This window comes from Pseudomonas mosselii, from assembly GCF_005796105.1.
Classification (GTDB): Bacteria; Pseudomonadota; Gammaproteobacteria; order Pseudomonadales; family Pseudomonadaceae; genus Aquipseudomonas; species Aquipseudomonas mosselii_C.
The window spans coordinates 51,437-63,983 of record NZ_VAUO01000008.1; the positions used below are offsets into that span (position 1 = coordinate 51,437).

Consider the following 12,547-nt stretch of genomic DNA (forward strand, 5'->3'; position numbering starts at 1 on the left):
TTCAAATCAAATTTAATCGAGGACCACTGGAAGTTCTTCAGGCGACACTCTTCGACTCAGCAACGCCGACCCTATACTACCAAAGGTTCTATCTCAGGCATGGTATTGGCGCAAGGCAACTCCAGCAGTCACTGGCGGCTTTACCCCAAAGCCGCCATTCGGGGTATCTACGAGGCCTGGGTCGATTCACAAAGCTTTAAGTGTGGGGGTATCTGGCGTCTAAATAAGGAAACCAGTTAACATTCAGTAATCACTCAAGCTGAGTTCGAGGCTGCCGAACTATCAGAGTTCTTGTCTGGCAAGTCCTGCGGCGCTACCGCTATACCGTAGGGCGTGTCGAAAGCGCAGAACACACTGGAGCTTGCCAAATAGACGCAATGCCTATTAAACGCACCAAGCATAGCCATGTTATTTATTTCTTGACCGACATGAATCAAGTTATCCTGCCTAAGATTCACCGCCTGTAGCTCTGGACCCAACGGGAAGAACCCCTGTTTTTTTGCCTCGATGAGCAACACAACGACAAAAGAACTTGAATCCAAGTTGAACATTTGTTGCTTAACACCTTCTCCATATTCCAGATCAATCATTTGGTCACAAAGCAAAATACCTTTATCGAGATCCGTATACCGATGCACTGTAAAGCTCTTTATGGCATCCGGATTACTGAACAGGCTATGCATCAAGGCCTCTAGCAGGTTCATTTTCCCCTGAACAGGCTGCAAGATAACCAGATAGAGTATATTAAGCCAGGCAATATATTCGCCCTCTGAGACATCAAATTCAGCGCACGTTTTTACTATCTGAGGGCGACTGGCGCCACGAAATGATTCAAAGTGAGCGCGCAGCTTTTCATCGCGAGGTACAGCGCCATTCAGCTCACTGAACATTTTTAGCGTACGCTTTATAGCGTAAGGGTTTCGTATCATATTCAACAGTTTTAACGCGTAAAGCCTACGCAACTCTTCGCCGAGTGCCTCAGTGCATGAGGAATCGAGCTTTTCGAAAATAGATCTCACTACACTCGAACTGTCATTCTCATACTGACCAAAAGCATCTTCTAGATTGTACTGTTGACCATTACCCAATACGCTAAGTGCATAGAGATCGAGCCTGGAGAGATTATCTTCAATTCTGACGCCACTCGGAGGGCCCGCCCTCAAGCTAGGAGGTTCGCGACACAAAACTTCAAACTTGAAAATTCGCTGATTTTTCTTTTTAACAGTTTTATCAATCGCATTCAGGCGCTGCTCTGCCTGTGAAATGAAGTGATGATTCCTCGCCACACTTTCTTTCATAACCCCCCCTAAAAACCAAGCAACCACTTTAACACCTAAATTACAATAACATGTTCGTGTGATGCGCCCCAAGGAGCGCGTGATCGCTGAACACTGAAAAAATGTTCCTTAAGCGAGTCTAACAGTCCCGCTACCGCAGGTACGCCCCACTGTAGTGACGCGGTAAGCGCCTACGAACCGGGCCATTAAACAGCTCACGCGCTGATGGTTGCGCTCCACTGAATCGCCTCACCAAGCTTGGATTTTGTCTATCAGTATCTGAATCGCCTTTATGTTGGCGACGGAATTAGTATTCAGTTGCGCGCCTGATTTCGCTAACGCGATTTGGCTATTCAACGTGTTGAGAACTCGGCGGAGCGACAGAGAAGGATCAGCACGATGTGGCCACTTCGGTGAAAAGCCGGGTGCGAGAGGCCAACGTCTAGGATTCCACGATCCAGGATGCGCGTATTTACGCTCATCCTCAGACAGCATCCCATCGTGGTAGGTAAAACCTATATCATAGTTACCTGCCGAAATATCGAAGTAATGCGCGACGTCAGAATCCCAATCATCTGGCACAACATCCCAAGTAAATGAGTCTGACCCCATGAAGCAGCGCGTGGGATATTGATCAACGAGAGGCCGATTATCGCCATAGGCCTTTTTTCCAGCATCCGCAGCCGCTTGGTAATCGACTATTGCTGATTCAGAGAGCCAGTTCACGATGTTGGACTTCACTGATTCGATTGCAGAAACGGGTGACTGAGCGATACGAAACGCTGTAAAGGCTGTCACCACTGCCGACCCTACTGGCCCCCAAGACACTGCGCCCCACGGGAAGATGGTGTAGGCCTTCTCTGCAGCCTCTAGGGCGAAGTGTTCAAATTCAGATTTTTGTTCTGGTGTAGGGTTGCGAGGATCTACAAGAAGGTTAATTCGGTCTTGTAGACCGAGGCGCAGCGCATCTATCTCTCCCGCGATGAATCTCCGGAGAAGATCTTCGCCAGTACGAAGAATGTACGGCTTGAGGTCTTCGATCGACTGCAGAACCTGCTTCAGCTGCTCCTGAATGACATACAACTCCCGCCGCAATTCATTCAAGGATGCCTGGGTATTCTGTTGGAAGCTTGCATTGGATATCGCACCCAGTGCTCCTCCTACTGCAGAAGCAACCGTCAATGGATCCATGGTGAAAACCCTGATTCGGTTGGATAGGAGTTAAGCGTATTCGGCTCAGGTCTAGTGGTGATAGCCGCCTGGCGCCTGTAGCGCGAAGCAAGAATCCTTCGATTCTCCGCTTAACAGACACTAGCACGCCAATTCAGACGCTGCCCGGGCAGACTACTAGTGTTCAGGGCATCAGCACCATGCTCAGCGGAAGGTTGCCAGCTAGTCGAAAAACGAACCTTCTCGAATCGTCGCTCGGTCTGGTGGAATATCTTGAGCATTTTGATGCGCCCTTATCGCCTCAAGAGCTTCGCGCAGCAGCGGCTCGCCAGCTTTGGCCATGCGTGGCAGTGTCGGCTGACAATCACGCTCGCCGCCAAACATTTGCTTGGAATGTCAGATAAAGCGTTTAATATCTGACATAGCTAATCTTGGAAACTACCGATGTCCTTACCGTCGATCATTCTGGAACGCTCCCACGCTTTGCCGGCGGGCACCATTCTGTCCCCCAAGGAGTTTTTGCACTTGGGGAGTCGGGCCGCAATTGATCAGGCGTTTTCCAGGCTGACGAGGGGAGGAATGCTTTGCCGAGTAGCGCGAGGCATCTACGTACGGGCGGTTTCAGGAGCCAAAGAAGCTGTGCCTGCCCTGGAAAAGGTGGTGAAGTCCATGGCAGACAAGGGTAAGGCGGCTATTGTCTTGGCAGGTGCGCAAGCAGCGGCGCGCCTCGGCCTGACCTTCACCCAACAGGGCAATGAGGACTTTTTAACCTCTGGCCGCACGCAGCACCTGAAAGTCGGGAGTCAGTTGGCGCTGGTCCGGCATGCGCCCCAATGGATGCTGGCGTTGGGTAGCTCCAGAGCCGGGAATGCGCTTCGCGCGCTGGCGTGGCTAGGGCCAAAGCACGCCGAAGAGAACGCTCGCCAGATTCGTTCCAAGATGTCTGGCGTGGAGTGGGAAGAACTGTCATCGATCCGCGGTCGCCTTCCTTCCTGGATGGCAATCGCCGTAGGCCGAGCGTCAGCAGCAAAGGACCGCGAGTGACCAACGGCCTCATTTTGAGGGCGTAAGCACGGAAAGCATTGGGTCAGAACGTTTACACTATCGATATCGAAAAGGCAGGAAAACCATGGCTAGCGGCGAGCACTTGAAGGCACTTTTACGTTCCCACATCAAAGGGGACGATAGCCATTTCCTTTCCGTCGCCATGCAGATGGCTGCCCATGAAGCCAAACAAGGTCATGGAAAACTCGCCCAGGATCTGCGTACGCTCATCGACGCGGCGGTCAGCAAGCGAAATCAACTGCCACCCAACCAACCCGTACCTATTGGTCAGCCGCGCGGCGAGTTGAGCAACCTTTTGTCGGTGGCCATGCCGAGCACTCGCTTCTCGGAAATGGTGCTCGACGAGGGCACGCACGGCCGCCTGGCTCGGATTATCAGCGAGCAACGCAACTTCGAAAAGATCCGTGCCCACGGACTATCTCCGCGCAGGAAGCTCCTCCTCGTGGGGCCACCAGGTACCGGCAAGACCATGACCGCGTCGGCACTCGCGGGTGAACTCAAGATTCCGCTGTACGTCGTCCGCCTGGACAGCTTGATCACCAAGTTCATGGGCGAGACAGCAGCCAAACTGCGCCAAGTGTTCGATGCCATTCGTGATACTCGAGGTATCTACTTCTTCGACGAGTTCGATGCCATCGGCTCTCAACGTGGTTTGGCAAATGACGTCGGGGAAATTCGCCGGGTGCTCAACAGCTTCCTGCAGATGATCGAGCAAGACCAATCGAACAGCCTGATTATCGCGGCCACGAATCACCCTGAAATTCTCGACTACGCCTTGTTCCGCCGCTTCGATGATGTTATCGAATATGGGTTGCCCAACATCGAACAGATCCAGGCCGTACTCAAAAGCCGCCTGGCGAACTTTTCGAAGAAACTCGGTAAGTGGGATGCATTAGCCGAGGCTGCAGCCGGCCTTAGCTATGCGGAACTGACGCGGGCAGCAGATGACGCTATCAAGGATGCGATCATAGATGACCGTGCCCAGGTAGATGCTAGGGACGTGGAAAGGCACCTTGGGGAGCGCAAGGCCTTCCACCAACGACAACGGATATGAGTCGGTAGAGCTTTTCGATGACGGAACCGAACGCAGGACAGCGACGACACTTCCACTTCAAGCAGACAGGGAAAGCCGAAAGGTTCCAGTCGACGATCAGCGCCAAGCGGGATCCTTGGTACCCTGAACGAGACCGCCGGACTCACGGGGAATTACTGAGACACCAGCTGCAGCGTGTACAAGAGCAGCTCGACGAGGCCGTGAACCTCCAACGGGCAAACGGCCAAGAAAAAGGCCTCGGGCTTCAAATTGAGTTCGTAAGCGAACCTTCCTTCCCCCTCGTTTTTGAAGGGCTGGCCCGCGGACCACAGCGAATAGAGCTGTTAAATGTCCGGTTTGATAAAGCAACCGACACTCACTTCGCAACAGTCTTCGTCCCCGATGGAAAGCTGGTTGCGTTCGAAAAGCTGGTGACGAAATACCTCACCGAAAGCTCGAAGAAAGACATTCCCCTCAACACTCCGCTGCTTAATCCCATTGCCGAAATCCGCTCAGCCACCTTCGAAGCGTTGTGGACAGATGCCCCCCATATGCTGCCCGAGGATGACCAGCAGGTTGTCTGGTGGGAATTCTGGCTTCCGGCGCGCGATAATCAGGCCGCCGTTGAACAACGATTCAGGGCAATAGCTGCAGTGCTAGGTATCAGAACGTCAGAGCACGTGCTGACGTTCCCCGAGCGCACGGTCATCAACGTGTTTGCGTCGCGCGCAGCAATAGTCGAATCGATTCACTTGCTCAACGAGGTGGCGGAGATCCGGAGGGCGAAAGAAACGGCCGAGTTCTTCGATGCTCTACCGCCCATCGAGCAGCAAGCCTGGGTCACTCATCTCACCGGCAGAACTACGCCGGCTGCGGATGACAATCTTAGAATTTGCCTGCTGGATACCGGCGTGAACCCCGGCCATCCCTTGCTATCAGCGCACATTGATCTCGCCGATCTGCACACCGTTAATGCCGCATGGGGCATCGATGACCGTCAGGGGCATGGAACAGGGCTCGCTGGCGTCGCACTGTATGGCGATCTGATAGAACCCCTCGACGGCAACAGCCCAGTCACTATTTCTCATCGGCTTGAATCTGTGAAGCTACTTCAAGCGGATCGGAGCGATTCCAGCGAGCCTTATGGTGCACTGACCTTGCGAGCAGTGGCCTATCCCGAAATATCCAACCCCTTCAAACAACGCATCTTCAGCATGGCGGTCACCAGTATCGATGACCGAGACAGGGGACGGCCTTCAGCATGGTCATCCGCGGTGGACATGCTTACCTCTGACTCCCTGGGCCAACGCGCAAATCCTCGGTTGATGATTGTCTCCGCCGGCAACGCCAAGGAATCTGGCTGGATGGAGTACCCCAATAGCAACATCACCGACGGTATCCACGATCCTGGTCAGTCTTGGAATGCGCTTTGCGTCGGAGCCTACACGCTCAAGGACAGGATTGTTCCACCGTACCCAAACTCAACTGCATTGGCCGCCCACGGCAGCTTGAGCCCGTACAGCACGACGTCGAGACTCTGGCTCAACACCCCATGGCCATTGAAGCCTGATGTCGTGTTCGAAGGGGGAAATCTCATCCGGGACGAGATTGGCGCGTTTAGCCACACATCGTTGTCGCTGCTCACCACCTCTCATCGGCCTCAAGAGCGCCTCTTCTCCACCACTTGGGCAACCAGCGCAGCCTCAGCGCTCGCCGCACGAATGGCGGCCCAGATATCGGCGGCTTACCCGGAGCTGTGGCCCGAGACCGTCCGTGCGTTGATTGTCCACTCCGCCGAGTGGACTGAGCGCATGAAGCTGGACTTCCTCAAAGGAAACGCCAAAGGGGCATATGAAAACCTCGTGCGTACCTGCGGGTTCGGTGTACCCGACATCGGGCGAGCGCTGTGGAGTGCTTCCAACACTCTGACCCTCATCGTCGAAGATGAATTGAAGCCCTATACCCGCGTGCAATCCAAACCACCCACTGCCTTCGACATGCATCTTCACCAGTTGCCATGGCCGAAGGAGGCTTTGATCGACCTGGGCGAGGCCGAAGTTGAAATGCGTGTGACCCTGTCGTACTTCATCGAGCCCAACCCCGGGGTAGCTGAGCGTGGTCTAAAAGGACGCTATCGCTACGAATCACATGGGCTTCGCTTCCAGGTAAGCCGCCCCAACGAAGACGTGATTGATTTCCGCCACCGTATTAACAAGCGGGCTCGCGACGAAGAAGAGGGGCTTCCGATTGTCTCCAGCGCGTCGGACGACCGCTGGTTGATTGGCGTGAATGCGCGCCACCGCGGCTCTCTCCATTCGGATGTGTGGCGAGGCCCAGCCTCAGATCTAGCAGGCCTGGGCATACTCGGTGTCTACCCCGCCCCAGGATGGTGGAAGACCTTGGTATCGAAGAAGCGATTCCACGATAAGGTTCGATACAGCCTGGTCGTCTCGATCAAAACACAGCAGACCGAAGTGGACCTGTACAATGCGGTAACCACTGAGATCGTGAATAGAGCGGCCATTACTGTCTGATCGCGCCTGGCAGCAATACGAGTGGTCAGGGGCTGTACGCTTCCGCGAGCCAGCGCTTGACCCACCCAAGCAGCAAGCGCTGAGCCACGTGCCGGTCTCACACAAAGCTCTGTGCCGACCGCTTCCAACGCACGTGAGGATGTACGACCACTTCAGTCCAGTGTCGCGGCAAATCCACCGTTCTGCGGCCCCACAAGAGCGTAATTGACACTCAGCAGCAAGCTACATCATTGCGCACTATCTCGCCGGGTATTTTTATACAACTTATGCAAGGAACATCACCATTCACTCACAAAACCCGAACATAAAGCAGTTTTTTGAGCTAGTTACTTCCTCGCTCGCCAAAGGCCTAGCGGCTCTATCGGACGGGAGAAGCACTTATCAACCATCGCCTATGGAGCGGTACTCTCAAGAAGTCTTTGCAAGGACTGCAGAGATTGACAATGCATTTAAAAACATAGATATTACATTCGAATATCTAGCAAAGAAAACACACACAAATTCTAATTTTAAATTCTCCGAACACCATGCATTCCATGTGGAAAACTTCCTTCTTAGATTAACCAGCGTAGTCGACCGCTCATACTTGCTGGCCGGCTCAACGATGCTTTTAGAGAATAGTAAAATTGAGAAGCTAGGAGGTAAAAAACTGGTCCACAATAAGATATCAGAGTTCTCACCTGAGTCCTTTTCCATTTTAAAGCGGATGGAGGATACCATCAGCCACTTAAAAGGCCATAGGAATAAGGTTGCCCATCAGTCAGGGTATTCAAATAAAAATCTTTGCATCCTGCAAGCAATCGAAAACTCAGATCCAACGTCAACTCCAATACGCGAGATCACAGAAATAATATCATATGAGAGCATAAAGAACCTTGTGATCACTGATTCTACTCGCGAGTTTCAAAAAATCACATCAACCTTGGACTCCCTAGTAACGCAGCTTATAGATAGCCTTTCTTTTGTATACTCCGGACTACTAAAAAATCACAAAGTTTTTAGCAATTAAGAAAATCTAACAAAGTTTCTTATTCTGCGTCACGGCCTCTAAATCATGGCTGTTAACCACACAATTGCGTTCGACGTGACCGGTCGTACCCATGGCTGAAGGGTAAGCGCCGCATCCACGACAGGCAGCTAAAGGCCCAAAGCAGCCTCGCATGAAGACGTGCTTACGGCCAGAAGCTGCCATTGGCAGAGAGCCTATTTGGCGCTGTTCATATTCAAACTTGGCTAGGGAAATAAGGTCGATTCACTTCCCGCGACAACCTTCTGCTGCTCCTTTTCAGAGACTGGATGCGACATTCGCTTGCTTCTGCTGGGTCGATAGCATATAGCAACGCGTGAGCTCATCGGGCGCAGGACCCATCATCCAGGGAGGCAAGAATCAGATGTTAACCACTGCCCAGAATGCGGCTATTCTCGAAGACGATTACGTGCATGCCGTGGTCGACATGGCGTGTCTGTTTCACAACGATGCATGCTACTTGGTATTCGCAGCAGCACAGCTGTTCCCTGCCGAACTTGACGCCCCCGCCGAAGAACAGCCAACCAGCTATCCGGTCAAGATTTTGAAGAGCAAAGGCCGATTGGTGCGTCGCCGGTATCTCGTGACGGCCAAGCAGGCGCAAGCCTGGTATCACAACTGCCTCAAAGGTGAGGTTCAGTTGCTGAAGGGCGATGAGCAAAGTTATCGACCGCTGCACGAGAAGCTATTTCCCGAGCCCTCTTGGCCACACTTGGCGACCACTGAAGACTTCGTCGCGGTGAGTGACGTGATGGGAGCACTACGCGTGCACCACCTCATGCCTCGTGAGTGCCCGTCCGTGCTATCTCAGCTCTGCGACGCCGCACCGGCTGCAGTCGCATGGCTGTGTAGTGAACTGGGTATCGACTTCCTGCGTCATCCTGAACAGTTTGGCTCAGTACATTTGCTGTTGCCGAACCCCGTCTTGCGCTACCTGCAGATCAAACTCCATATTGATGCACACGGCGCTGAAAAATCCCTGCTGCGACTATCGCCGAGGCGCAATCACTCGGTCAGTGGCCTCGAAGCGATGATGGTAGAGCATCGACCTACGGGGATAAGCGCCATCCAGACAGTCACTGCCGAGGGTTCGTACCTCGAAATTCCGCATGCAGGTACAGCCGAGAAATTCGAACTGTTCATCCGTTGTCCGGTGCGGGGCGTGCTGGAGTGGAAAAAAGACCGTAGCTATGTCACAGAGGGGCATTTGGGTCTGGAGGTCATAGGTACTCAAAAAGTCATTCAGGTCCCCGGCAAGGACGGACTTTCGTTCACCGTTGACGTCCGCGAGCGGGTTTCGGAGCAAGTGATAGGCAAGCCTGGCCGCGCTAACAGCATTCCGGCAAGACTGCGTCAGGGGCAATACGACCGTCAGCGGACACTGGCCGCCGAGGGCCTCGGGCAAAAGTGGCTGCATCGCAACCAGGAAGAAGCGACAGCCTTCGTTCGGCAGCTTATCGGCGCGGGCAAACACCGTGTATGGATCATCGATCCATATTTTGCGACGCCCGAGCTTTTCAGTTTCGCCGCTGCTACGGCCTATCTGAGCACCGAAGTGACGATTCTCACAGGCGCAAGTACTGCACTCACCAAACCCGATGTCAACGACAAGGAGAAGGAAGCTGGGGAGGTCATGTTGCTAAACACCTCCCACAGTGACATGAAGCACATTCAGATACGAGTGATGACGGGGGCTATGCCAACGGTGCATGACAGGTTTCTGGTGATCGACAACGATGTTTGGTTCACCGGTAACTCACTCAACTCGCTCGGTGAACGCGCTGGAATGATGATCAAGCTTCCGGCGCCTGAGCCGGTGATCGACAAGATTAGCCAGGTCCTGCATGACCCGGATCGGACGAAAACCCTGGCGGACTGGGTAAAACACCGCCTAGAGACACGGGAGTCTGCGCCATGCTCAAGGTTCATCAAACTGCTCCGCTGGGCCCGTAAGCTCAAAGGTCAAGCGTTTAGCAGGCCCCACCCGCCCTCGACATTGCAACCGCTTGTTTTGAAGGTTGATAACAAAATAAATGAGATCAGCGTCGAACTGGAGAAAAAGCCATGATCGATCCACGCATCGCTGAAGCGGATCACTACGTCAAACGGTGTGTTCAAGAGGATGATTTGGCACGCTCTCTCTGCGAACAGCTCTGGGTTCCCCGCGCACGAGAAGCCATCGCTAAACTGCTGGGCCGATTTCTCGCCAGTCTCGATGGTGCCACTGAGGATATTCCTGAAAAGCTCCGGAAGCTCAGTCTGCTGTACGGGCACGCACTAGATGATCTAGACCTACCTGAACAGTCGAAACATGCTATTCACGCCCTACTGCGCGACCTGATACACAATGACGCAGAGGGTGGTGAAGCCCTAATCGTCGGCCTTGCTCTGGGAGATGCACTGCTTGAACGCGCCCGATTCGCTATCGATATCGTGCCGGTTGCATTGCTGGCCAGGCACAACTATCTGCTCGTCATCGGTCTCACCGAAGCGACTCAAACCTCCCTTGCGTCTTCGGATCATCAACTGTGGGGCGCCTTTGAGTCACTCATCGCCTATGAGAATCAGCTCCATGAGGATCCGGGCCACTTCCGGCACAAACATCGGATGGACATGCTGAAAGGCTGGCAGCAAGAGACGGACATGCACGAGCTTTGGCATATGCATGCTTGGGGAATGAGCTGCTTGGGCCCGGAGGTACTTTTGCTTTTGATGGCTGCCCGCCATGCCGATCCAAAACGCTACCTACAAATGGCCGAAAAGCTCACCTTTCCGACGATTGCGTCGGACATGCTTTACACATACGACATTCGCTACGATTTCGATCACCTGCTTGTATTGCTGGAAAGTGCCCCGACCGTCTTGGATGAAAAGGGCAACTGGAATCGAAACATAATGGCTCCACTGCTGCTCAAGGTTGCCTTCCAGCATCTGCAGGATCTGGGCAACCCGCCAGGAACAGCAGAGCCTATAGCGGATCTGGACGAAACGAGAGCGAAGGTCCGTTCGATTGTATCGGTACTGCTCACGCGCACCGATGGTCGTCACCTCTGCGTGAACTGGCTGGTACATCTGCTAACGCCACTTCACCGAACCTGGGCTTCTCAGTTTGTGGACACTCTCATCGATGAATGCATCATTCAACTGACGATTAATGCTTTTCCGGCAGCAACGCTAATTCTGCCCCCCATGCAAAAACTGAAAATCGGACTTCAGGACCTAAAAGACGTCACGTTGCCCGACAAGGATGGCAAACGCGCGTACTTTCACTTTTTCATTGCGCTGTTACTCCAGAGCAAGGCACCCGTCACGGCGGACTTACGTGAGTCGTTCGAAAGTCTTCTGGTTGCAGCTCGAACTCAGTTCGGCTCCTCAACTCAGTACAAATACGGTTGGCAGCATACGTTGGTGGCCAATCTCTACCTGAGTGAAAATGAGTCTATTGCTCACCGATGGCAAGTCGCATTTGACCGTTTCGCCTCGATGCTCAGGCGTGATCGGCTCGATCAGGCCGTTAGGGACCTGGGTGTGCCGAGCTTGTTCCTCGCGGGTGTGGGCATCGCCATGATTCGAGTGGGCACAAGTCCAGACGCCCAACCAGCCCTTGCGGCGCAGATGGCCGAGTTATGGTCGACTGTCTTTGAAGCTGCATTTCACGCCCATGTCTGCTCCGACCCTTTTGGCACCTGGGCCGCCGTCATCGAAGACTTGTTTAGGTGCTTTCCCCGCATCCAAAGACTCGAAGGGGAAGATGGGTCTAGGCCGCTTCTGACTTACATTGAGCGTGTGGGCTCAGATGACCGTTTGCTGGTTCTGACCATCACGGCTCTTGGCATGGAGGGACTTGATCTACGCGAGTTCATCGATGACGACAATCTGCGAGACAAAGTAGAGGATCGCATCACCACATACCTTGCATGGAGCATGCAATTCGAATCACGACAGCCCCCAGCTTATATATGCTCTTATTGGCACAATAGACGCAATCGCCGAGTCACCTGAGATGACGGGGCAGTTGTCAGCGATCGCGAGCTCCCCACAATTTCGTTTTTTGCGCGCACTGCCTAACGGGCCTGCTTTGGGCCAAGGCTGTGTAAAAACACTTTCGTTCAGATGCAGTAATCAAAATCGGCGCGAAAATCACTCGCCTATGCAATACCTTGATCTGCTGACTAACCGAAACGCTTTCAGATTTAACGTAGAAGCCAAGACTTTAAAACGGAGTCTAAGTTTTACACAGCCAGGACCGATAGCCGCCAGTGGCGACAGGCAGCTCTTGGTCGATTGCTGCCGGTCAAAACGTATCCGAGCGCCGGTCACATCCGATGCAAATGGCTGGTCAAGAGGGATGCAAACGCTTGGTAAAGTCAGGTGCAACTTCCCAGCGCCCCAAAACTGAAAGCTATGACTAATGATTGGCGACCGAAAAATGGCTCTGATC

General features: G+C 53.4%; 8 protein-coding genes. 6 read left to right on the plus strand and 2 right to left on the minus strand.

Annotated elements, in window-relative coordinates; all coding sequences use genetic code 11:
• Window positions 1–254: 254 nt before the first annotated feature.
• Both FEM01_RS16855 and FEM01_RS16860 read right to left on the minus strand, forming a co-directional pair.
• Window positions 255–1,325, minus strand: a complete 1,071-nt coding sequence (locus FEM01_RS16855) for a hypothetical protein (RefSeq protein ID WP_138220625.1) — start codon at window positions 1,323–1,325, stop codon at window positions 255–257.
• A gap of 201 nt (window positions 1,326–1,526) precedes the next feature.
• Window positions 1,527–2,468: a hypothetical protein gene (locus tag FEM01_RS16860; RefSeq protein WP_138220626.1), complete on the minus strand. Its 942-nt coding sequence runs from the start codon at window positions 2,466–2,468 to the stop codon at window positions 1,527–1,529.
• 252 nt (window positions 2,469–2,720) lie between these two features.
• Here FEM01_RS16860 and FEM01_RS24195 point away from each other — a divergent pair, with 252 nt between their 5' ends.
• From FEM01_RS24195 to FEM01_RS16885, 6 genes are all read left to right on the plus strand, one after another.
• Entirely contained in the window at window positions 2,721–2,867 is a 147-nt protein-coding gene (locus tag FEM01_RS24195) for a hypothetical protein (RefSeq protein WP_171030982.1), read from the plus strand.
• A 24-nt stretch (window positions 2,868–2,891) separates the two neighbouring features.
• Window positions 2,892–3,491 carry a DUF6088 family protein gene (locus FEM01_RS16865; RefSeq protein WP_138220627.1) on the plus strand — a complete coding sequence of 200 codons (600 nt, stop codon included), beginning with the start codon at window positions 2,892–2,894 and terminating at the stop codon, window positions 3,489–3,491.
• Between the two features lie 85 nt (window positions 3,492–3,576).
• Entirely contained in the window at window positions 3,577–4,566 is a 990-nt protein-coding gene (locus tag FEM01_RS16870; protein WP_138220628.1) for an AAA family ATPase, read from the plus strand.
• Between the two features lie 17 nt (window positions 4,567–4,583).
• Entirely contained in the window at window positions 4,584–7,079 is a 2,496-nt protein-coding gene (locus FEM01_RS16875; protein ID WP_138220629.1) for a S8 family peptidase, read from the plus strand.
• A 1,391-nt stretch (window positions 7,080–8,470) separates the two neighbouring features.
• Window positions 8,471–10,174, plus strand: coding sequence for a VPA1262 family N-terminal domain-containing protein (locus FEM01_RS16880; protein ID WP_138220630.1), 1,704 nt, complete (start codon window positions 8,471–8,473; stop codon window positions 10,172–10,174).
• Window positions 10,171–12,108, plus strand: a complete 1,938-nt coding sequence (locus FEM01_RS16885; protein WP_138220631.1) for a hypothetical protein — start codon at window positions 10,171–10,173, stop codon at window positions 12,106–12,108. The genes FEM01_RS16880 and FEM01_RS16885 overlap by 4 nt, the downstream gene beginning before the upstream one ends.
• The last annotated feature ends 439 nt before the right edge of the window (window positions 12,109–12,547 follow it).

Bases quoted from the DNA above. Each gene is read 5' to 3' on its own strand.
- FEM01_RS16860 (WP_138220626.1), bottom strand. From the start codon at position 2,468: ATGGATCCATTGACGGTTGCTTCTGCAGTAGGAGGAGCACTGGGTGCG.
- FEM01_RS16865 (WP_138220627.1), top strand. From the start codon at position 2,892: ATGTCCTTACCGTCGATCATTCTGGAACGCTCCCACGCTTTGCCGGCG.
- FEM01_RS16870 (WP_138220628.1), top strand. From the start codon at position 3,577: ATGGCTAGCGGCGAGCACTTGAAGGCACTTTTACGTTCCCACATCAAA.
- FEM01_RS16875 (WP_138220629.1), top strand. From the start codon at position 4,584: ATGACGGAACCGAACGCAGGACAGCGACGACACTTCCACTTCAAGCAG.
- FEM01_RS16880 (WP_138220630.1), top strand. From the start codon at position 8,471: ATGTTAACCACTGCCCAGAATGCGGCTATTCTCGAAGACGATTACGTG.
- FEM01_RS16885 (WP_138220631.1), top strand. From the start codon at position 10,171: ATGATCGATCCACGCATCGCTGAAGCGGATCACTACGTCAAACGGTGT.